Below are 21,032 nucleotides of genomic sequence, written 5' to 3'. Positions count from 1 at the left end.
GGCGTGCGGGCTGCCCGGCGTGCGCGTGGCGCCCATGCCCAGCCACCGACGGGGACATCCTGCGCGGCCGGGGACTTTTCCTTACGGCCAGGGGCATCTCACGCGTGCGGGGACCGGAATCCTGTCCCCAACGGCGTCGAATGCCCCCGCCCGGTGCAGACTGCACCCGGCCGCACAGAATGTCCCCGGCCGCACAGCACGGGATGGGGCCTGCGGGCGGACCCGCCACCCGTGAGAGAGACGTTGGGTGTCTGGGAGCGGTTGGGGCGGGGTTGTGCATCGGGAAGCGGTGGCGCGCGGTGGCCGAAACGGCCCCTACGGCGGGCCCGATGTCCAAATCGGATACAAAGGGCTCTGCCGGAGTGAAACGGGCGAAACGAAACCGCATGATTCCGCGGTTCTCATGCAGCCCTGAAGAACGCGAAGCGACCTTTGTATCCGATTTGGACACAACACGGTCAGCGTCGCAAGATCTCAGCGGGGACACCGGCGGCAACTCCGACGCCAGCGACGCATCCAGTCCACCGGTGCGACGTGACCCCACCGTGGGCGCGCACGAGGCCCGCACGCGTTGCGACGGTGCGAACCCGGCTGCGGCATTAGGCTGTCCCCATGCGCCTCCACGTTGCCGACCACCCCCTCATCGACCACAAGCTCTCCGTCCTGCGCGACGAGAGGACACCGTCGGCGGTCTTCCGCCAGCTGGTGGACGAGCTCGTCACCCTGCTCGCCTACGAGGCCACCCGCGAGGTGCGCACCGAGGAGGTCGAGATCCGCACCCCCGTGGCACTCGCCCAGTGCCGCCGCCTGGCCGACCCGCGGCCGATCGTGGTGCCGATCCTGCGCGCGGGCCTGGGGATGCTGGAGGGCATGACCCGCCTGCTGCCCACGGCGGAGGTCGGCTTCCTGGGGATGAAGCGCGACGAGGACACCCTGGAGGTGGAGACCTACGCCAACCGCCTGCCCGATGACCTCTCGGGCCGCCAGTGCTTCGTCGTCGACCCCATGCTCGCCACCGGTCACACCCTCGTGGCCGCCATCGACTACCTGCTGGAGCGCGGGGCGCGCGACGTCACCGCGCTGTGCCTCATCGCCGCGCCCGAGGGGGTCAAGACGCTGGAGGATGCGGTCGGCGAGCGCGCGAACGTCACGGTGGTGACCGCCGGGGTTGACGAGCGCCTCAACGAGCACGCCTACATCGTGCCCGGTCTGGGCGACGCCGGGGACCGCCTCTACGGCATCGTCGACTGACTCACCGCTCCTCCCGCCCGCGTCATTTCAACGACGCGGGCGGGAGGCTGATGTGCTCATTCTGTGACCTCGAGCCATAGATTTCGTTAGGCTCGGGAGACATGACGATGGGGCACTCACCTTCTTCCGGCGACTACGACGCGACAACGGCCCTCAGCAGGTTCGCCTCGCCGCAGGACCTCGAGCGGATCGCCGAGACCCGTCCCGACCTGCACTCGATCCTGGCGACCAACCCGTCGATCCCGCCTCGGGTGCGCAAGATACTGGAGCGGTCCGACGACGCCGTCGTACGGGAGGTGCTGGCGCGCCAGGCCGGTCGTGGTGCTCAGCCGGCGCGGCCAGCACAGTCTCCTGTCCCGGGCGAGATCGGCCCGATGGCTCCGACGATGGCGGTGGGGACAGCTGGAGCGGCATGGGCGCCAGCCCAGCAGGCGGCGTCCACCAGCTCTGGGTACGCGCAGGTTCCTCAGGAGTATGGCGGTCACCAGCTAGGGGCATCCGGAGCGGCACCGCAGGCAGGTTCGCTTCAGGGGCCCTCCCCTCAGGGGTATGGGGCCGTGGAGCCTCAGAGCCCGCAGGGCCCGCCCCCGCAGGTCGCTCAGGCGGCGCAGCCCGTCGCGCCGCCGCCAGCCGGCCAGGGGTATTCGGCGCCCTCGATGCAAGCAGGGGCTCAGCCCCTGGACCAGCAGACCGCGATGCCGCCCGGGGTGCCGAGCCGGGTGCCGTCGGAATACGTACTGGGCCGCGGCCAGGCTTATGACTCAGGGCAGGCATCCGGTCCGGGGCAGCCGGTCGCACCGGCCTATGAGACACCAATGTATGCGCCGCCGGCGCAGGCCCCGAAGAAGCGCCGTCTGCTCAAGGTGGTCGCTGTCGTTCTGCCGATCATTCTCGTTCTGGGCGCTGGAGGTGCGGCCGCCTGGTACTTCCTGGGCCGCAGTGAGGTCTACTTGGGTTCAACGTACGTGACTCCGTCGAATGCCTGGACCAAAGGTGCGGACAAGGCCTGGAGCATCGACGTCGCATCCTTTGAGGATCCTTTTGTTTTCGGGGATCATCTCCTGACAGTCGACAAGAACACTGGAGAGATCACCGCTTACGGCCCGCTGGGCGATAACATCAAGGAAGCATGGAAGACCACCATTGACGACGAGGACTTCACGTCATCATATGATGACTCACTCGCTCTCATGCAATGGGGCAGCGACACACTGGTCTACAAGTCCACCCTCATTGACCTGAAAACCGGAAAGACCTCAAAGGCACCCTGGGGTAGCAGCAACTCCGCATTAATCGTCGGCGATACCGCCATTTTCTGCAAGGAGAGCGACAAGTGTACCGCCTGGGGTGCGGACAAGAAACAGAAGTGGTCGCGCACGATCGCCGGGGCGGGAAGACCCTTTGACTCACTGACCACATACAGTACGACCTTTCTAGTCAGAGACAATCAGCGTTATCTGGCACTGTTGAACGCCATCATCGACATCGATAGTGGAGAGACCCGGTTCCTCGGCGGAGGCTCGAAGGCCGACTCAGACTTCATAACCTGGTACTTCCAGGACGGTTGGGGAACTCTGGAGGCAGAGGACAAATCTGATTCCGATTCGAGTTCGTCAGCCGACCAGGAGTACAAAGTGACAGTTTATGATTTCAAGGGGAAGAAACAGGGCAGCTATCGACAGACCCTACCTTCAAAGGAGACTGTTGTCGAGGAAGATAAAAAGCTCCTCACAGCCGAGGAGCATCGCACCTACTTCAAGGACCAGGACTTCAGTGACGCCAGCCTGACTGCAAGATCAAACAGCGACGGCTGCGTCACCCGGATCAAGCCCAAGCAAGGCAGTTCCTTCAGTGTTCCGGAGGCGGACACAAACACCATATCCTCCGGGTGCCCGTCTGTGGCGAAGAGTTCTCAAGATGGCAGCATCGTCAAGCTGATGATACTGGGCAAAGGGGACGTCAACCGGATAAGTGCGCTCATGAACGTTAAGACCGGGAAGGAGATTAAGTTCAGCGGAATTGACTTGGAGAATGAGGATACGCTCATCATGGCCAAGCCCGACCTCGTCATCGGCTACAACAAGTACGACGGCAAGGTCATCGGTTTCAAACCGGCCTCCTGAACTGCTACGGCAGCAGCTCTGACACGGAGCTCTCGGGGACGTCCTGGGCCGCTTTCTTGGGGCGCCCTCGCCCTCGCAGTTCCACGCCACCCTTGACCAAGAGGCTCCGTACCCGCGTGATGGAGTATCCCGACTGTGTCGAAATCTGTTGAACTGACGCCCCCTTCACGTACTCATCGGCCATGATCCGGGCGACGCGATCCGAGAGCCAGTCGCTCATCTGCTCATTGGATTCCAGGTCGGGCAGGGGGTCGATGTCGCCGCCGGCGTATCCCCGCTGAGCCTTCCCCTGCGGCGTGATCTCTTCATCCGACTCATTGCCCCACACGGACCAGCCGGGTTGCGCGTAGCGGGCGAACATCTCCAGGTATGGCCCCGGCGAGCATGACTCAATGAGGTCGTACTGCTCGTCGGGCTTGCGACTGTGCTCACGCTTGCGCGTCTCGATCATATTGACCGTTGAGCGCCCCGGCGCCAACGTTCTCAAGGATCCTTTGACCCCGAACAGGATCGGCTCGGTGACATTGCGGAAGTAGAAGCCGACGCCGCGGCCGTCCGGCCCACCGTCTTTGCGTCGCTTGGCCCAGATGATGTTCGAGACGTAGCGGAATCCCCACGCCTGCATCACCTCCAGACCCTCCGGAAGCAAGGCGTTGGGAACCCACAGGTACAGGTGGGCATTCGCCGCGGTCACGTCACCGACCGGGAGCTCCTTGATCTCCTCGAGGGACATCGTCCCGTACCTGCCCAGACGACGGTGCTCGGGAGCGACCTTGCCGGTTCGATTGGTGAACCGCCACGGAGGGTCGGCCAGAACGGTCTGAAATCCTCCTTCCACAGTAGGAAGTGGAGCGATTTCCGCGGAGGATCCCAGAGCCTTGGACACTCCTTAGATGTACCAGAAATAGATCTGGTTTGTCACTCGTGAGGATTTTACGTGGATGGGGACCGCTCGCGTCCCATGTCATCAAGCCGGACTGCTGGCAGTTCCACGCTGGGGGCCGGCGGGACTGGCGCGGATCGCACCTGCCTGCGGCCGCAGACGACCGTGTCTCCGACACCGGCGGGGACATTCCGCGCGGCCGGGCGCCGTGCACTCCAGCCGGGGACAGCCCACGCGTTCGGGGACCGGATTCCCGTCCCCGACGGCGTCGAAGGTCCCCGGACGCACAAGATTGTCCCCGGACGCGCGGAGTGCACCCGCCCGCGAGGACACAACACATCTCAACCGCCGCTCTTGTACCAGGCGACGGCGATTTGGACGCGGTCACGCAAGTGGAGCTTGGCCAGGATGCGGCTGACGTTGCGGCGCACGGAGGCGGGCTGCAGCACGAGCCGCTCGGCGATCTCCTCGTTCGACATGCCCTCCGCAATGAGCCGGGCCACGTCGAGCTCCCTGGGCGTGAGCACCCCGAACCTCTCCCGCAGCCCCTCACGCTGCGCCCCGGGCAGCACCCGCGGAACCCCACGCGCGATGAGCTCCTTGGTGACGCGCGGCGTGAGCACCGCATCGCCCTGTGCCACCGCCCGCACCGCCTGAGCCAGCTGCGCCGCACGCACGTCCTTGAGCAGGAACCCCGATGCCCCCACCTCCAGCGCCCCGAAGGCGTAGTCGTCCTCGTCGTAGGTGGTCAGCACCAGGACCTTCACCGTTGGGAACCGTCGCGCCATCGCACGGGTCGCGCTGATCCCATCCATTCCCGGCATGCGCACATCCATGAGGACGACGTCGGGCAGCCCCGTTGACCGGTTCAGCCGCTCCAGGACTTCTAGCGCCTCCTGCCCGTCACCGGCCTCCGCCACCACGTGCAGGTCCGGCGCCTTGCGGATCATGAGCGCCAGCCCCAGGCGCGCGTAGCGCTGGTCATCCACGATCATGACCGACGTCGGCCTCAGCCCCTCCGATTCCGCGCCCACGCCTCAGCCCTCACCGCGAGTTCTCGGCACTATCGCCGTCACCAGCCAGCCGCCGTCGGACTCGGGCCCCCAGTCCAGCGAGCCTCCCGCCGCCTCGACCCGGGCCCGCAGCCGCAGCAGGCCGGTCCCTTCCGCGAGGCCACCACGGCAGCCGTCGTCCTTCCCGCCTCTGCTACCCGAGGCGCCGTCGTTGCGAACCGTCACCGTGACTGCCGACTCGCCGTGGTCCCAGGACACCTGCACCTGCGACAGCGCGGGCGCGTGCCGCACTGCGTTGGTGAGCGCCTCCCGGGTGAGCGCGAAGCACAGCTCGGCCTGCCCGGCGTCGTCGGCCCGCTGCCCGGTCTCAGTGAAGACGACCGTGACACCCATCGACCTCACCCGGCCGACGACCCTCCTGATCTCATCCCAAGACCGGTGCCCGGCACCATCCCGGTTCGGTGAGTCCCCGCCGTCGGCCAGGGCCCTCACCGCCCGGCGCGTCTGCTCCAGGCACTCCCGGGCCACCTCGTTGATGCCGCCGAGCGCCTCATCGATCTCCGGGTCGGCGCCACCGGCCAGCCCCTCGGACAGGGCGATGATCGTGGTCAAGCCGTGCCCCACGGAGTCGTGCAGCTCGGCGGCGATACCGGCCCGGTTCACCGCGCGGTCGCGCTCGGCCCGAAGCGCCCGGAAGCGCTCCCGCTCGGCTTTGGCCCCGGCTTGCGCCGCTCGCCAGTTCGCGACGCTGCGCGCCATCATTGCCGCGATGACCGTCAGCAGGACGGCGACCACCTGGCTGAGCCACTCCTCCATCAGGACCCCGGGCGGGGCCACCAGGACCGCGCTGGCCGTCGCCATGAGGCAGGCCGCGCCGATCACCGCGAGGTGCTGACACAGCGGGAGCCGAATCACCGCGCTCCCCAGCGCCACCAGCACCGGGAAGAGAAAGAAATTGTTGAGCCCCAGTGCCGAGGCCACCACGTACACGGCACACTCGGCCAGAAAGACCGCCAGCGGGTACCTGTGTCTCGCAGTGAGGAGTGCCGTGGACCCCATGGCCGCCAGAACGAGAATCGCGAAGCCGATTCTGGTTGGGGCGATCCCTGCAACCAGGCCGCCGTCGCCGACGCGGCCCGTCAGCACCGCGCTGCCGATCATGCCGCCCTGGTAGGTGGCGCACAGGATGAGGAGCAGCGTGGACAGGATGCCGGGGCCGGCCTGCGCGGGCGCCGGCTGGCGCACCCACTCCCCCAGCGTCCGCCAGTCGATCCGCATCCTCATGGCCAACGACGAACTACGCTCTGCACCGAACACCAGCGCCCCTCCTCCCCGTTGCGTCCGTACCCTACGCCGCTAGATCTGAGCCCCGACCGCAGCCAGCGGGCCGCCAAGCGCGGTTGCGGCAAGGGGAGAACGCCATCGGTCAGCCCTGGGAGCGGAGGTCCTTGAGGACTTGGCGCAGCTCGGCAGGGTCGTCATCGTAGGCGCCCATCGCCTGAGCGTCGGCCACCATGTCCGACAGGGCCTCATTCGCTGCCCGACGCTGACGCTCACGGAACTCCAGCACGTCAGTGAGGAACAAGCGACGATGCCGTCTGACCTTCTCGAACGGGATCTCGCCGGCCTCCAACATCCTGACCAGCGTCGGCCGCGAGATGCCCAACATGTCAGCCGCCTCCTGGGTCGTCAGACGCTGGTCCTGCGGCGCCACCGTGACAGCCAGACCTCGACGCATCGCATCCACGACCTGAAGAAGGGCTTCAGCCACGGCGGGTGGGAGGTCAATCGTCTCACCATTGATGGTCAGCGCCGCACCGGAGGACGCCTCAAGCGCCGTCACAAGCTCAGCAAACCGTCCAGCAACCTCCTCCTCAGGCAGGTAGGTCTTGCTCTCAGTCGTTATCGTCATGTCACACTCCCACGCTACTGCTCGCTCGTCTTGTTCGAATTGATCGTTTTGAGCGATTTGAATGTAGGGCTTGGTGGGCGTTGACACAAGGCGGGGCGCTATCACTTCTGCCAGTCTCCTCGAGCCCCAGGCAACCAGCGGCCTCTGCTCGACCTACTCCAGCCCGTCTCACTCGGCCGCCAGGACGGTGCCGATCGGGGTCCGGGTGGCGCCCCGGATCGGAGCGAGTAGCACCGCGACCAGGGCCAGCAAGGACAGGAGGGCCACCAGCAGCACTGGCCCGACGCCGGGGCGCACTACCAGCGGCATCCCCGCCCTGACGTAGAAAAGGGACTCGCCGGCCGTGGTCACCACCAGCGGCACGAGCGAGATCAGCAGGGCCGTCCCCACGTACAGGCCCGCCTCGACGACCACCTGCCGGCACACGCCGCGCACCGTGCTCCCGGCGCAGCGCAGCACCGCGAGCTCACGCTGCCGGGACCGGGAGGACATGCCGACGACGGCCACGGCCCCCAGCAGCGCCACGGCCCCGAGGATCGTCGCCAGCACCAGCGAGTCCACCTGGTTGATCGCCACGTTCAGGCGCGCCGCCTCCACCACCGCCTGCCCCGTGGCGAGACTGGTCGTGAGTGCCGCGGTGAAGGAGATCGCCAGGGCCAGCAGGCCGATGGCACTCGCCGACGACTCGCTGCGCCACAGCGCCGAACGCCGCGCGATGAGCCACGGTCCACCCAGCCGCGCCAGCGGCGCCGACCACAGCCGCAGCAGCCGCGGGATGAGCGCGGGCGCCAGCAGCACCACGAGGACCGCGAGCAGGAGCGATGCCAGGATCGCCTGGCCCCCACCGGTCGGCCATCCGTCGATCTTCCTTCCCGGCGGAGCCAGAAAAGCGAGGAGCAGCTGCCCCGCGCATGCGAGCGCCCAGAGTCCGGCCAGGATCCGTCGCCCCACACCCATGCGCCGTCGCCCACTCGGGGCCGCATCGCGAACCGCCTCCACGGCGGGCGTCCTCACCGCGGCGCGCGCCGGGCCCACGGCCCCCAGGACCGCGACGGCGACCACGACCACCACGGTGAGCAGGAGCGTCGTCGGGGTCTGGGCGACCTCGATGCGCCCCATGCGCGCGGCTGCCAGGCGGGTGAGCACCGAGGCGAAGGGCTGGGCCGCCACCTGCCCCAGCAGGATCCCGGGCACACAGGCCACCAGTCCCAGCACCGCCACGGTGGCGAGGACGGCGGCGAGCACCTGGCGAGGCAGGGCGCCGGCCAGCCGCCACAGGGCCCAGCTCGTGCGCAGTGCCTGCACGCAGGACTGCCCGACGACGGCCACCACCGGAACCGTCACCATCGCCGTGTAGAAGGCGACCGAGACGCCCGGAACCGTGAGCTCGGCCGGGTCCACGCCCGCCGCCCGCGCCGCGGCGACGACGTCGGGCCGGGTGACGGTCATGCGGTGCACCAGGCAGACATTGATGAGCCCGGCGGCGAGGGCCAGCACCGCCACCGTCCCCGACCAGGCCCGCCACTGTGTAGCCAGGGCGCGCAGCGTGTAGCGGGTCATGCCGCATCTCCCGTCTGATTGACGGCGGCCAGCAGCTCGTCGGGAGTGGCACCGCGGCGGCGGTCGACGATACGGCCATCGCGCATGATGAGCACGGTCTCCGCCAGGGCAGCGGCCCCCAGGTCGTGCGTCACGAGGATAACGGCGGCCCCGTCGTCGGCCAGGCGTCGCAGCTCGGCGAGCACGAAGGCGGCCGAGTGGGTGTCCAGGGCCCCGGTGGGCTCGTCGGCGAAGACGACCGGTGGACGGCGGTAGAGGACCCGCCCTAGGGCGACGCGCTGCTGCTCACCGCCCGAGAGCGTGGTCGCGACCGCGTCAGCGCGCGACTCCAGTCCCAGCCCGGCCAGGACCTCCCGCACCCGCGCCGAGTCGGGGCGCCGGCCGGCCAGGGTGTCGGAGATCGTGATGTTCTCCCGCACCGTCAGGTAGGGCACGAGGTTGTAGGCCTGAAAGACGAAGCCCACCCGGTCGCGGTAGAGCTCGGCCACCCGCGCCGCCGGGAGCCCGCCGAGGTCGCGCCCCATGAGCGAGACGCGCCCCGACGTCGCCGGCTCCAGCCCGGCCAGGCACAGCAGCGCCGTCGACTTGCCCGAGCCGCTGGGGCCGACCAGCGCCGTCATCCGCCCAGGCATCATGGCGCAGGAGATGCCGTGCAGGATCTCGATCGGTTCCCCGCCGGGGGTCGGGAAGGACTTGCGCAGGTCGCGCGCCTCCACAGCGGCCGGGCCACCTTCTCCCCCGACGCCGACGACGTCTCCCTCCCCAGCCGCGCCGCCCGGGCCCCCAAGGCCCCCGGGTGTGCGTCCCCGCAGTGGTTGAGCCGACCGGTCCCACTGCGTCCGTTCACGTCGAGCTGCCATGGCGCGCGCCGTCCTCTCCCCTGTGAATCCGCCGGAATCGCTGGACGCCGTCGGACGCCCGCGGATCAACCTAGGCGACCGCCTCGGCTCCCGGGCCCACAGACCGCGAACTGTCCACAGATGATGACAACCGACCCCACGGGCAGCGCGGTTGGGGACATTCCGCGCGGCCGGGTGCGGTGCGCTCCAGCCGGGGACAGTCCGCGCGTTCGGGGACAGGATTCCCGTCCCCGACGGCGTCGAAGGTCCCCGCCCGCGACGACATGTCCCCGGACGCGCAGGATGTCCCCGCCCGAGCCGCACATCCGCCCACACCCCGTGCGCCCCACCCCACCCGCACCAACACGAGGGGCCGGTCGCGGCCGGCCCTTCGACCAACCACAACCGGCCCCGCGCACGGGCCTCAACCTGCCCTCAGCCGCAGCCTGACGACGTCAGAACGCCGCGACGACCGCCCCGTCGGGCCAGGTCTTGCTGATGTAGTCACGCAGCTTGTCGTCGTTGAGGAGCTTGGCGAGCTTCTTGAGGTGCTCGTTGTCCTTGTCGTCCTTGCGCACGACGAGCTGGTTGGGGTACTCAGAGTCCTTGCCGCCCTTCTCCAGGACGAGCGCGTCCTTCTTGGGGTTCAGCCCGGCGTCGATGGCGTAGTTGCCGTTGATGACCGCGGCCTCGGCGTCCGGCATCGACTTGTAGACCTGGGCGCCGTCGACCGTGGTGAACTTCAGCTTCTTGGGGTTGGAGGTCACGTCGGTGTCGCTGGGCAGCTCGGCGGACTTGTCCAGCTCGATGAGCCCGGCCTGGGCCAGGAGCTTGAGCCCACGCGCCGTGTTTGCCGGGTCGTTGTTGAGGACGATCGTGCCGCCCTCCTTGATGTCCTTGACGTCCTTGTAGCCCTTGGAGGTGTAGATACCCATGGGCTCGATGTGGACGTCGGCGATGGAGACGAAGTCGTAGCCCTTCTCCTTGTTCTGCTGAGCCAGGAAGTTGGGGGTCTGGTAGAAGTTGGCGGCCAGCGAGCCGTCCTCCAGTGAGGAGTTGGGCGTCTGGTAGTCGTTGATCTCCTTGATGTCCAGCTTGATGCCGGAGCCCTTGGTGAGGTTGTCCTGGACCCACTTGAGGATCTCGACGTGGGGCTTGGGGGTGGCACCGATGGTGATCGTGGCGGTGTCGCCGTCGACCTTGATGCCCTTGACCTCGCCCTTACCGGACTTGGAGCAGGCGGCCAGGGTGAGGGTGGCGGCGGTGGCCAGGCCACCGGCGATGACGGTGCGCCGGGAGATAGAGGAGGACATGGTGGTTCCTTTCGCGGGGCCGGGCGGCCCCCAGTGACGGGAGAGAGGAAAGTCTTGAACAGTGCTGGGGCCGACGGCGCGGCTGCCCGGTTCTGGGCAGCTGCGCGCCTACCCGGCTGGTGATCGCCTCAGCGGTGGTTCACCAGCCGGCTGAGCATGTCGCCGACCAGCTGGATGATGCCGACAATGCCGACGATGACGACCACGGTGATGACCATGACGTCCACCTGGTTGCGCTGGTAGCCGTACTGGATGGCGAGGTCGCCCACGCCGCCGCCGCCCACGGCGCCGGCCATGGCGGAGTAGCCCAGGAGGGTGATGATGGTGACGGTGGCCGACTGGATGAGGATCGGCAGGGCCTCACGCACGAGGACCCCCCAGGTGATCTGCTGTCCGGAGGCACCCATCATGAGGGCGGCCTCGACCTTGCCGCGGTCGACGTCGTTGATGGCCGTCTCCACCAGGCGCGCGTAGAAGGGGATCGCGCCGATGGTCAGCGGCACGCAGGCCGCCTGCCACCCCAGGGAGGTGCCCACGAGCAACCGGGTAAGCGGGATGAGCGCCACCATGAGGATGATGAAGGGCATGGAGCGCCCGATGTTGACGATCTGGGAAAGCACCCAGTACAGGGTCGGGTTGCGGAACTGGCCCCGCTTGCCGGTGGAGACCAGGGCCAGCCCCAGCAGAAGCCCGAGGATGACTGTGATGGCCCCGGAGACGAAGGTCATCGCCAGGGTCTCAACGAGGGCGTAGCCGAGCTTGTTCTGGATGGCCGGGTTGTCGAACCAGGTGCGGCTGCTCGGCACGGCGGCGGCCTGGCTCAGCGGAAGGAGGATCGAGTTCATGAGCGGACCTCCGCAGCAATACCGGCCTTGCGCAGGGTGCTCACGGCCTGTTCGGTGTCGGACGCGGGGACGGTGACGGCCAGGCGCCCGATCTGGGCCTGCCCGATCGTCTCGAAGACGCCGGCGGCGATGTCCCCACCGAGCTCGGCCACCATGGACATGAGGGCGACGGCGGCCGGCTGGCCCGGGTGGGCGGTGATGGAGACATCGATGACGCTCTCGCCGTTGGCGACGGCGGCCTCGGGCACCTTCGGGAAGGGCACGATCTCGCGCGAGAGCCGGGAGTCGACGTCGAGCACGATGTCCTCCAGGCGGCCGCTCTCCACGATCCGCCCGGCCTCGAGCAGGCTGACGGAGTCGCAGACCTGGCGGACCACGCTCATCTCGTGGGTGATGATGATGACGGTCAGGCCCAGGGTGTCGCGGACGTTCTTGATGAGGTCGAGGATGGAGCGGGTGGTCTCCGGGTCCAGGGCGGAGGTGGGCTCGTCACACAGGAGGACGGCCGGGTCGTCGGCCAGCGCCCGGGCGATGCCGACGCGCTGCTTCTGGCCGCCGGAGAGCTGGGAGGGGTAGGAGCCGCCGCGGTCGGCCAGGCCCACGAGGTCGAGCATGCGCTTGACGACCGGGTGGCGCCTCCCGCCGGGGACACCCGCGAGCGCCAGCGGGTAGGCGATGTTCTGCGCCGTGGTGCGCTGGTCCAGGAGGTTGGCGTGCTGGAAGACCATGCCGATGCGGCGTCGGGCCTCGCGCAGCTGGCTGGGCGACAGGGCGGTCATGTCCTGCCCGGCGACGCTCACGTGGCCGCTGGTGGGGCGCTCCAGGGAGGTCAGGCAGCGCACGAGCGTGGACTTGCCGGCCCCGGAGGTACCGACGATGCCGTGGATGGAGCCGGCGGCGACGTCGAGACTGAGCCCGTCCAGGGCCCGCACCTCCTTGCCGCTGCGCAGGCGGTAGACCTTGTGGACGTCGCGCAGGGAGATCATGGGCTTGCTTGGAGAGCCGGGCACGTCACCGTCTTCGGACCGGCCGGACTCGGCGGTCGACTGTTCACTGGTTGTCACGTATTCCTCCATCGTTCCTGGCGGAAGCACCCGCACCATGAAGGGGGTTGCTGCAATGTCGTCGAGCCAGGTCTCTCGGTTGCTCTGGATGGCCACCAGTAACTTACGCAGCGCCGCCTTGGCGACGCAAGCGAGGCCACCTTCAAGGGACCGAGGTCACGCCCACATCGACGGCGTTCCCGAAGTACGAGACGGGCCGGGCGGGGCGAGCGGTCCGACCCGGGTTGCACGGGCCCGCTGGCCAGCCCGCTTTCAGCCCGGGCCGTTCGGGCCCCACTGGCCGGCCGGCCTTCGCTCCGCACGTGCGCCCCACCCGGTCGTCACCCACCGCTCAGCCCGGACCTCAGTCCGCCCGCCACCGGCGCTCCCGCAACATCCTGGCTATTCCCAGGTCACGTGTCGGCGCCGCTACTCGCGCCGCACAGGGCAACGTGTTTGGATCTGTTCATGAGTGCGACCGCAGAGCCGACCGCCCCCGACATCCTGGGAGAGCCGTGGGTGGCCCGCCGTATCCCGGTGACCGAGTCACCCACGAAGGCGCCCGGCGCCGACCACGCCGTGCTCGTCTTCCAGCGTGAGGCGGCCGGCCGGGCCAGCCGTCCCCGGCACTCGCGCGCGGTCCTCTACCTGCACGGCCGCAGCGACTACTTCTTCCAGACCCACCTGGCCCAGGCCTACCTCGACGCCGGCTTCGAGTTCTACGCGCTGGACCTGCGGGCCTGCGGGCGGGCCGGTGTCGGGCACCCCTCCCCGCACGACGTGCGCGACCTGCGCGTCCATGACGAGGAGATCGCCGAGGCCCTGCGCATCATCCGCTCCGAGCACGGGCACGACGTCGTCGTCCTCAACGGGCACTCGACCGGCGGGCTGCAGGCGGTCATCTGGGCGGCCGACCACCCCGGGACCGTGGACGCGCTCGTCCTCAACTCCCCGTGGCTGGACCTGCGCGGGTCGGCACTGGTGCGCTCCTACGGCTCGGCCTTCGTGGACCTCCTCTCGCGGCGGGACCCCGAGCGCGTCATCGGTGAGCCGGGCAGCGGCGATGAGGACAACTACGTGGCGGCCCTGCACCGGCGCTGGCGCGGCGAGTGGGACTGGGACCTGGCGCTCAAGCCGGCGCCGTCCTTCCCGGTGCGGGCCGGGTTCCTGGCGGGGATCCGGCGTCTGCAGCGCGAGGTCCACCACGGGCTGGGGATCCGGGTGCCGATCCTCGTGTGCTGCTCAACGGCCAGTGGCGGCGTCAAGGCGAGCCTGGAGGAGGCGCAGCGCTCCGACGTCGTCCTCGACGTGGAGCAGATCATCGACCGCTCCCAGTACCTGGGCGACGACGTGACCGTCCGCCAGATCCCCGAGGGCGTCCACGACCTGGCCCTGTCCGGGCCGCTGGCGCGCGCCGAGTACCTTCAGGCCGTCATGCGCTGGCTGGACAACCGCCTGCACTGAGCGCCTGCGCTGAGTCGCTGAGCCTCAGTCGCGGCGCGCGGCAAGGTCTTCGGTGAGCTGCTCAGCGAACTCGTCGCTGACCCGTTCGACGACCTCGAGGGTGTCGAGGAAGTCGGCCATGGTGCCGTACCAGGGGTCGGGCACGTTGAGGACGCTGCGGGAGGACCCGCCCGCGGTAACCGCCTCGGCCTGCGGGGCGGAGGCCGGGTCGAGCTCGCGGTACATGCGGATGCGGTCGGGCTCGGCCCCCAGACCCGCGGCGCGGCGCTGCAGGACGTTCCAGTGGGAGTCGGTCATGGCCAGCAGGAGGTCGGCCTCGGTGATCTCGGCGTCAGTGACGCGGTGGGCGGTGTGGGAGGCGATGGCGCTGGCCGTGGCGCGCGAGACGGCGTCGGCGCCGACGCCGTAGCCGGCCTCAGTCAGGACGCGGCGGGCCCGGGAGTCGATGGGGTTGCCACGTTCCTCGTCGGAGACGCCGGCGGAGGTGACGGTCACGCCGCCCGGCCCGGAGTCGGGGATGCCGGCGGCGGCGAGGCGGTCGCGCAGGACGACCTCGGCCATGGCGGAGCGGCAGATGTTGCCGGTGCACACCATGACGACCCGATAGGGGCCGGCGCCGCGACGGCCGGGCAGCACGGCGGACGCAGTGGAGGAGGCGGAAGAGGAGGAGGCAGCGGCGGTCGTCTCGGTGCTGGCGTCGGAGGAGCTCACGTCCCGAGCCTTGCGCACGCCGAGGTCGGCTGTCCACTGAGGTCAACTGAGCTGAAGCATCCGCGCGGTCGTAGGGTAGGTCGCGCAGTCGTGCCCTCACCCCTCGACAGCGCGACCTAAGGCTCGACCGCGACAGCGAGGCCTGCGTGCCGGTGTTGTACAGGCGGGCTGCTCGGCCGGGCGGCTGCGCGAGCCCCGACTACAGCGCGCGGCCGTCGAGGACGTCGGCGACCCAGGAGCGGGCCACAACGAAGTCCTTGTCGCTGGTGCCGGCCAGGACCGCCGTCGGGCGGGCGTCCAGCCGCGGGTAGGAGCCCAGGAACCGCACCACCGGGCAGGTGCGGTGCAGCCCGATGAGGGCGGCCTGGACCCGCTCCTCGCGCACGTGCCCCTCAACGTCGATGGAGAAGCGGTAGCGCCCCAGGGAGTCGCCCACGGGCCGGGACTCGATGCGCGAGAGGTTGACGCCGCGGGCACTGAACTGCTCGAGCATGTCCAGCAGGGCGCCAGAGCGGTCGTGCGGGAGGTGGACGAGGAGGGTGGTCTTGTCGGCGCCGGTGGGCTCGCCCACGCGGCCGGGCCGGGTCACCTTGACGAAGCGGGTGACGGCATCGGGGTTGTCCGCCACGCCCCCGGCGATGACCTCCAACCCGTACTGCTTGGCGGCCAGCGGGTTGCACAGGACGGCCTGGAAGCCGGTGTCCCCCTCGGTGGTGGCCAGCGCGCGGGCGGGCGCCGAGGTGGAGGTCCCGGCGACGTACACGGCCTCGGGGAGGTTCTGGTGGACCCAGCCGCGGCACTGGGCCCAGGCGTGCGGGTGGGTGGAGATGGCGCGCACGTCCCCCAGGCGGGTACCGGGGCGGCCCGCCAGGACGAAGGTGATCGGCACGGCCATCTCGGCGGCGATGACCAGGGGTGTGGAGGCCACGAGGTTGTCCAGCGTGGCATTGACCCCGCCCTCGACGGAGTTCTCAATGGGCACGACGGCGGCCTCCACCGTGCGCTCGCGCAGGTGGTCCAGGGCGGTGGGCACGTCCGGGCAGGGGTCGAGCTCGACGTCGACGGGGGCGACCTGGCGCAGCGCCATCTCGGTGAAGGTGCCGGCCGGCCCGAGGAAGGACCAGAGCGGAGCGGGAGCAGTCATGGGCACAGGGTAGCCAGTCCGGGCGGTCGGGCCGGTGGCGGCTTGCTCCGTGGAACGCGGGGCCCTCACCGGCGGGGCCGGTCCCGCCGCTTGGCCTGGTCAGGAGGGAACAGCCCAGGTCCGGCCAGAGCCGGACTCCCCCACCGGGATGCCGTCTCCTGACACCCTCCCGTGACGCCGCCGGGCCTGGCAGGCTGGAGCCATGAGTGTCTTCCGCAAGCACGACGACGGTCCGGTCTCCACCGCCCTGGAGGCGCAGGGGCTGACCTGGCTCGCCGAGGCGATGGCCGACGGCGGGGCGCACGTGGTGCCGGTGACCAGCGGCCCGGGCTGGCTGGAGGAGCCGCGCCTGACGACGACCAGCGTGACGCCGGCCGGGGCGAGGCCTTCGGTCGGGCACTGGCCGTCACTCACGCGGCGGGCGCCCCGGCCTTCGGGGCGGCGCCTCCCGGGTGGGACGGTCGGGCGCAGATGGGCCGCTCGGACATCCGGCTGCGGCCGCACGCCGTCGAGGAGGGCGAGCCGCGCCGCTGGGGCGAGTTCTACGCCGAGGACCGGATCCTGCCCTACCTGCAGCCCAGTCGGGACAACGGCTCGATCAGCGCCGCCGGGGCCGGAGTCGTCGAACGGCTGTGCGAGCGTCTGCGCGACGGCGACTTCGACACCGACCAGCCGGCCCTCGTGCGCGGCGGCGCCCGCGAGCGCGGCGCGCGGGTCGCGGTGGCCCGCACGCACGGGGATCTGTGGTGCGGCAATGTCCTGTGGACCCCGGCCGATGAGGCCGCCCAGTGGGCGCCGCCGCGGGCCGGGCTCGGGCCGCAGGAGCCCAACCCCGAGGAGGCTCCCCACGGTGGCACGGCCGGCAAAGCGGCCGGCGGGCCGACGGTGGTCGGCGTGCTCATCGACCCGATGGCGCAGGGCGCGCACGCCGAGACCGACCTGGCGGCCCTGGGCGTGTTCGGACAGCGCTACCTGGATCGCATCTACGCGGCCTACCACGAGGTCTCGCCGCTGGCGGAGGGCTGGCGCGAGCGGGTGGGCCTGCACTCCTGGCACATCCTCATGATTCACGCCTTCCTCTTCGGCGGGGGTTATGGCGGGGAGGCGGTCGCCGTGGCCCGCCAGTACCTGTGAGCCGATGCCGGCCAGGCATGTCGCACCCATTTTGTCCGCCTGGGACGACTTTGAAACCGGCTAGAAGAAGAGCCGTCCGCGTTTGTGCTGGTCAAAGCAATTTACTTGCGCGCCGACCAGCAGAGACGACGTCAAAGTCGTCCCATCTGGACACTTTTCGGGCTGCCAGGGCCCGTAGGCTGGTCGGGTGAGACCTCGACGACGTCAACAGCGCCTGGTGCGCGGGGTCGTGTACGTCCTCGTGCTGCTGGTGGTCATCGGCATGATCCTGGCGGTGGTCGGGCCGGCCCTCGCCACCGCGGCCCCGACGGCGCCGGAATCCGAGACAGCGCCGGCGTCCCAGGCGGCCTCCCAGGCGGCGTCGGCGCCGGCCTCCGATGCCGCCTCGTCTTCGCGCTCGTCTTCGCGGCCGGCGCCGGTGGTCGTCCTGGCGACGAACAATCTCACCTGGGCGGACCTGCAAGAACAGGCCTCCCGCGAAGGCGCCGGTGAGAGCTCCGGCTCTTCCGGCGTCGGCTCGGCGGCCGACCGCCTGCTGGCCTTCGCCCGGCGGGGCGAGCCGATGAACCTGTCCGTGCGCACTCCGGCGGACCGCACCTGCCCGGCCGATGCCTGGCTCACCCTGGGCCGGGGAAAGCGCGCGAGCGCCGTCGAGGCGGCCGCTTCCTGCGCCGGCCCCACCACCGCGATCCCCCGCAGCACCCCCCTGGTCGGGGCGCTCGGGCAGGGCGTCTCGATCCAGGCCGTCGGCCCGGGTACGCAGCTGGCCACGGGGGCACCGGGGGGCTCAGCGACCAGGCCCGCCCCTGTGGCGCCGTCGGTGGCCGATGCCCTGGCCGCCGACGCGGACCTCACCATCGTCGACACCGCGAGCGCCGCCTCCACCGACGCCGAGCGGATCGCCGCCCTCGACGAGGCCCTGCGCACGGTCCAGGAGCAGTCGCGCCCCGGCATCCGCATCATCGTTGCCTCTCTGGCCGACGACGAGGCCCCCGGCCTCCAGATGGCGGTCCTGCCCGCGGGCACGAGGAGCGCGCTCGGCACCTCCGAGGGTCTTGTCGTCGGCGACTCCACGCACCAGGCGGGCCTGGTCCAGCTGACTGACCTCACCCCGACTCTCGTCTCCGCCCTGGCCGGCCGCCGCGACCCGGCCTTCGACGGCCATGCGCTCACGTTGCCTAAGACCGGCCGCACGGGCGTGGCAGCAGCCGGCGCCGCCGCTGGGGACGCCCGCATCTCGCGGCTCGCCGACGACGCCCTGCACGCCCGTGCCTCTCAGGCCACGGTCATGCGGGCCGGCGCCCTGCTCATGGGCCTGGCCGTGGCGCTCCTGGTCTGGGCGGCCGTCGCGCTGCGCGCCCCGAAGGCGAGCCGGCGCGAGGCTCTCCGCCGCCGGGTCACGTGGGTGGCCGTCTACCTCAGCGGCCTGCCGACGGCCTTGCTGCTGGTCAATGCCGCCCCGTGGTGGCGCGTGGGGGCCCGGGCCGGCTCCCCCTCGGGGTGGGCCTCACTCGTCGCCGTGGTCGCGGCCGCGCTGGTCGCGGCCGGGATCGTGGGACTGGCCGCCGGGATCGTGGCGCTAGTACGACGGCGCAAGCGGCCCCGCTCCGCCGCCTCACCGAGTCCGTCGCCCTCAGCGGTCGGTGCCGCAGCCGCCGCTGAGCCGGCCGGTTCCGCTGGCGCCTCCTCCGCCCGGGGGGAGGCCGCGGCCGATCCGCCACCGGACGAAGCCGGCGTCCCCACCCCCTCCACATCGTTGTCTCCACCCCGCAACAGGACGAGCCTGACGGCGCTGCTGGTGGCGGCGGCGGTCCCGCTGGCCTGGCTGGTCGACGCCGCCGCGGGCGCACCCCTGGCCTTCAACAACCCGCTGGGCATGAACGCTGTGGTGGCGGGCCGTTTCTACGGGGTGTCCAATACGGCTTTCGCACTGGTGGCCGGCGCGCTCGTCGTCATCGCCAGTGCCTGGGTGGCGCTGGGCGGCGGGCGGCGCATGGCGCTGCTGGTGACAGCCCTGCTGGGCGGGGCGGCGCTGCTCGTCGATGGGGCCCCGCAGCTGGGCGCGGACGTGGGTGGTGCCCTGACGCTGGTGCCGACGCTGGCCTTCCTCGGAGCGGGCCTGGCGGGTCTGCACCTGAGCTGGCGGCGCTGGCTGGCCATCGGGGCCGCAACGGTCCTGGTGGTGGGCGGCTTCGCCGTCGTCGACCTCCTCCGGCCCGGTGGGCCCACGCACCTGGGGCGCTTCGCCCGTCAGGTGGCCGACGGCTCGGCCACCGGCGTGCTGGGGCGCAAGGCCTACGCGCTGGTCGGCCCCTTCGTCACGAAGCCGGTCATGGCGGCAGCCCTGGCCTGCGTCGTGGCCCTCGTGGCCGCGGCCCTGTGGTGGGGGCGCCGGCAGGTGCGGGCCTGGCGCTCCGGCAAGAGCCCCTACGCCTGGCTCGCCCCCAACGCCCCCGGGGACATTCCGCGCGTTGGGGGACAGGATTCCGGTCCCCCAACGCGTGGAATGTCCCCCTCCGGGCGATGGGTGACGACGGCGCTGAAGTCCTTGGGGGTGCTGACGCTCGTGGCCGTCCTGGTCAACGACTCCGGCGTCACGATGGCCGGCTTCATCCTGGCGGCCGCGGCTCCCGCCCTGCTGGCGCTGACGCTGGCCGGCAGTGAGTCGGCGCGCTAGCTCTCGGCCGTCTCCGAGGCGGCCTGCGGGTCCTCATCGTGGTGCGGCTTCTCCGCGACCTCGACGCCGTCGTCGGCCTTGGGCGGCTGCGGCACGGCGCGGTAGGCGAAGAAGTGGTCCTGCTCGGCGGCCGCCCTCTCGAAGGAGGCGCGCGGCACGCGGTGGCGGCGCAGCTTGCGCCGGGTCACGGCCCGCAGGACGTCCTTGTACTGGGAGGCGCGGTGCATCGTGCCGGCCCGGTCGTTACCGGTGACGCGGTGGGTGATGTCGCAGGGGACCTCGATGACGGCGAGCCCGGCCACGAGGACGTCGATGGTCAGGCCGACCTCCACCCCCCAGCCGTCGGCCAGAGGCACCGCCTTCTCATAGGCCTCGCGGCTCAGACATCGCTGACCGGACAGCGGCGCCACGGGCAGCCACCCGGTGGACAGCGAGATGGCCCGCCTGGCGGCACGTACCACCCGGCCGCGGCCGCCGGCCCCGGACTGCTTGGGGGGAACCGCGATGGACATGTCGGCCACGCCGTCGACGACCGGAGGCACCAGCTCGGCGCAGGAGGCGGCCGAGTCCCCCAGGTCGGCATCGATGAACAGCAGCAGCCGGGCGGGACCGTCGGAGTAGTCGCGCATAGCGACGACGGAGGCCCCGGTCTCCATGGCGGAGGCCTTCCCGCGTGAGACGGAGTGGCGGACGGTCACGGCGCCGGCGGCGCGGGCGTGGTCCTGGGTTCCGTCGGTCGAGCCGTCGTCGACGACGATGACGAGGTCCACTCGCGGGATGGAGCGGCATGCCCGGACAGTGGTGGCGATGCGCTCAGCCTCATCCTTGGCAGGGATGACCACGGCAACGCGCTGGTCGGGCCGCTTGGTGGAACTCACTCCCCCAGGGTATCCAGACTCCCGGCCTCCGGCCGATACCTGAGCGCCTCGTTATCGCACGCCTTTCTTGTGAGGCCCGTCAAGTTCTGCGATCTCATGCCATGCGGCGCGGAATCCTCGGGATCGGCGCGCAGCGCAGGCACGCCCGCCGACCCCCGCACACGTCGCGTCGGCCGCTGCGACACGCCGATGCACCACGAGGAGGGCACCCCTCGCCACTTTCAGACTTTCCTGGGTGATCT

The 21,032-nt window shown here is 70.4% G+C and carries 16 protein-coding genes and 1 pseudogene; 5 read left to right on the top strand and 12 right to left on the bottom strand.

Annotation, left to right across the window (positions count from 1 at the left end; all coding sequences use genetic code 11):
- The first annotated feature begins 612 nt into the window (after positions 1-612).
- The gene (gene upp / locus HMPREF9058_RS07730) at positions 613-1,251 is read left to right on the top strand and encodes a uracil phosphoribosyltransferase (protein ID WP_003788190.1); all 639 of its coding nucleotides are present in this window, start codon (positions 613-615) and stop codon (positions 1,249-1,251) included.
- 101 nt (positions 1,252-1,352) lie between these two features.
- Complete coding sequence (locus HMPREF9058_RS07725; protein ID WP_009406682.1) at positions 1,353-3,374, top strand: hypothetical protein; 2,022 nt, start codon at positions 1,353-1,355, stop codon at positions 3,372-3,374.
- 4 nt (positions 3,375-3,378) lie between these two features.
- Here HMPREF9058_RS07725 and HMPREF9058_RS07720 read toward each other — a convergent pair whose 3' ends face one another.
- The 9 genes from HMPREF9058_RS07720 to HMPREF9058_RS07680 all read right to left on the bottom strand — a co-directional run bounded on the left by HMPREF9058_RS07720 (position 3,379) and on the right by HMPREF9058_RS07680 (position 12,899).
- Positions 3,379-4,212 carry an MT-A70 family methyltransferase gene (locus tag HMPREF9058_RS07720; RefSeq protein ID WP_254654102.1) on the bottom strand — a complete coding sequence of 278 codons (834 nt, stop codon included), beginning with the start codon at positions 4,210-4,212 and terminating at the stop codon, positions 3,379-3,381.
- Between the two features lie 386 nt (positions 4,213-4,598).
- A complete protein-coding gene (locus HMPREF9058_RS07715) occupies positions 4,599-5,291 on the bottom strand; it encodes a response regulator transcription factor (RefSeq protein WP_009406668.1) in 693 nt (230 codons plus the stop codon).
- Between the two features lie 3 nt (positions 5,292-5,294).
- Complete coding sequence (locus HMPREF9058_RS07710) at positions 5,295-6,587, bottom strand: sensor histidine kinase (RefSeq protein ID WP_009406664.1); 1,293 nt, start codon at positions 6,585-6,587, stop codon at positions 5,295-5,297.
- Between the two features lie 109 nt (positions 6,588-6,696).
- Positions 6,697-7,182, bottom strand: a complete 486-nt coding sequence (locus HMPREF9058_RS07705) for a helix-turn-helix domain-containing protein (RefSeq protein WP_043537965.1) — start codon at positions 7,180-7,182, stop codon at positions 6,697-6,699.
- 168 nt (positions 7,183-7,350) lie between these two features.
- Positions 7,351-8,742, bottom strand: coding sequence for an FtsX-like permease family protein (locus tag HMPREF9058_RS07700; protein WP_009406706.1), 1,392 nt, complete (start codon positions 8,740-8,742; stop codon positions 7,351-7,353).
- Positions 8,739-9,602 (bottom strand): ABC transporter ATP-binding protein, encoded by an 864-nt coding sequence (locus HMPREF9058_RS07695; protein WP_254654101.1) that lies wholly within the window; start codon positions 9,600-9,602, stop codon positions 8,739-8,741. The genes HMPREF9058_RS07700 and HMPREF9058_RS07695 overlap by 4 nt, the downstream gene beginning before the upstream one ends.
- Before the next feature lie 434 nt (positions 9,603-10,036).
- Positions 10,037-10,894 carry a MetQ/NlpA family ABC transporter substrate-binding protein gene (locus tag HMPREF9058_RS07690; protein WP_009406686.1) on the bottom strand — a complete coding sequence of 286 codons (858 nt, stop codon included), beginning with the start codon at positions 10,892-10,894 and terminating at the stop codon, positions 10,037-10,039.
- Positions 10,895-11,022: 128 nt separating this feature from the next.
- The gene (locus tag HMPREF9058_RS07685) at positions 11,023-11,739 is read right to left on the bottom strand and encodes a methionine ABC transporter permease (protein WP_009406710.1); all 717 of its coding nucleotides are present in this window, start codon (positions 11,737-11,739) and stop codon (positions 11,023-11,025) included.
- On the bottom strand, positions 11,736-12,899 hold the full coding sequence (locus HMPREF9058_RS07680; RefSeq protein ID WP_009406678.1) for a methionine ABC transporter ATP-binding protein: 1,164 nt from the start codon (positions 12,897-12,899) through the stop codon (positions 11,736-11,738). Before HMPREF9058_RS07680 ends, HMPREF9058_RS07685 begins: the two co-directional genes overlap by 4 nt.
- A 351-nt stretch (positions 12,900-13,250) precedes the next feature.
- Between HMPREF9058_RS07680 and HMPREF9058_RS07675 the strand changes: the two genes are divergently transcribed.
- Complete coding sequence (locus tag HMPREF9058_RS07675; protein ID WP_009406662.1) at positions 13,251-14,246, top strand: alpha/beta hydrolase; 996 nt, start codon at positions 13,251-13,253, stop codon at positions 14,244-14,246.
- 24 nt (positions 14,247-14,270) lie between these two features.
- Here HMPREF9058_RS07675 and HMPREF9058_RS07670 read toward each other — a convergent pair whose 3' ends face one another.
- Both HMPREF9058_RS07670 and pheA read right to left on the bottom strand, forming a co-directional pair.
- Positions 14,271-14,840, bottom strand: a complete 570-nt coding sequence (locus HMPREF9058_RS07670; RefSeq protein ID WP_043537969.1) for a low molecular weight protein-tyrosine-phosphatase — start codon at positions 14,838-14,840, stop codon at positions 14,271-14,273.
- A 316-nt stretch (positions 14,841-15,156) separates the two neighbouring features.
- Positions 15,157-16,101 carry a prephenate dehydratase gene (pheA, locus tag HMPREF9058_RS07665; protein WP_043537962.1) on the bottom strand — a complete coding sequence of 315 codons (945 nt, stop codon included), beginning with the start codon at positions 16,099-16,101 and terminating at the stop codon, positions 15,157-15,159.
- A 202-nt stretch (positions 16,102-16,303) separates the two neighbouring features.
- Between pheA and HMPREF9058_RS07660 the strand changes: the two are divergent.
- Both HMPREF9058_RS07660 and HMPREF9058_RS07655 read left to right on the top strand, forming a co-directional pair.
- Positions 16,304-17,235 (top strand): annotated as a pseudogene (locus HMPREF9058_RS07660) (fructosamine kinase family protein).
- Between the two features lie 187 nt (positions 17,236-17,422).
- Positions 17,423-19,912: a hypothetical protein gene (locus HMPREF9058_RS07655; RefSeq protein ID WP_254654100.1), complete on the top strand. Its 2,490-nt coding sequence runs from the start codon at positions 17,423-17,425 to the stop codon at positions 19,910-19,912.
- Here the strand turns inward: HMPREF9058_RS07655 and HMPREF9058_RS07650 are convergent.
- Positions 19,909-20,790, bottom strand: a complete 882-nt coding sequence (locus HMPREF9058_RS07650) for a glycosyltransferase (RefSeq protein ID WP_009406672.1) — start codon at positions 20,788-20,790, stop codon at positions 19,909-19,911. The two genes, HMPREF9058_RS07655 and HMPREF9058_RS07650, sit on opposite strands and share 4 nt — an antisense overlap.
- Positions 20,791-21,032: the final 242 nt, after the last annotated feature.

The sequence above is a fragment of the Actinomyces sp. oral taxon 175 str. F0384 genome, assembly GCF_000223355.1.
In the GTDB taxonomy this organism is placed as follows: domain Bacteria; phylum Actinomycetota; class Actinomycetes; order Actinomycetales; family Actinomycetaceae; genus Actinomyces; species Actinomyces oris.
This window is presented reverse-complemented; position numbering and strand designations above follow the sequence as displayed.

What these genes read in the sequence shown, in the direction of transcription:
- HMPREF9058_RS07675 (WP_009406662.1), top strand. Translation starts at nt 13,251, where the DNA reads ATGAGTGCGACCGCAGAGCCGACCGCCCCCGACATCCTGGGAGAGCCG.
- HMPREF9058_RS07700 (WP_009406706.1), bottom strand. Translation starts at nt 8,742, where the DNA reads ATGACCCGCTACACGCTGCGCGCCCTGGCTACACAGTGGCGGGCCTGG.
- HMPREF9058_RS07725 (WP_009406682.1), top strand. Translation starts at nt 1,353, where the DNA reads ATGACGATGGGGCACTCACCTTCTTCCGGCGACTACGACGCGACAACG.
- HMPREF9058_RS07705 (WP_043537965.1), bottom strand. Translation starts at nt 7,182, where the DNA reads ATGACGATAACGACTGAGAGCAAGACCTACCTGCCTGAGGAGGAGGTT.
- HMPREF9058_RS07670 (WP_043537969.1), bottom strand. Translation starts at nt 14,840, where the DNA reads ATGGTGTGCACCGGCAACATCTGCCGCTCCGCCATGGCCGAGGTCGTC.
- HMPREF9058_RS07690 (WP_009406686.1), bottom strand. Translation starts at nt 10,894, where the DNA reads ATGTCCTCCTCTATCTCCCGGCGCACCGTCATCGCCGGTGGCCTGGCC.
- pheA (WP_043537962.1), bottom strand. Translation starts at nt 16,101, where the DNA reads ATGACTGCTCCCGCTCCGCTCTGGTCCTTCCTCGGGCCGGCCGGCACC.
- upp (WP_003788190.1), top strand. Translation starts at nt 613, where the DNA reads ATGCGCCTCCACGTTGCCGACCACCCCCTCATCGACCACAAGCTCTCC.
- HMPREF9058_RS07685 (WP_009406710.1), bottom strand. Translation starts at nt 11,739, where the DNA reads ATGAACTCGATCCTCCTTCCGCTGAGCCAGGCCGCCGCCGTGCCGAGC.
- HMPREF9058_RS07695 (WP_254654101.1), bottom strand. Translation starts at nt 9,602, where the DNA reads ATGGCAGCTCGACGTGAACGGACGCAGTGGGACCGGTCGGCTCAACCA.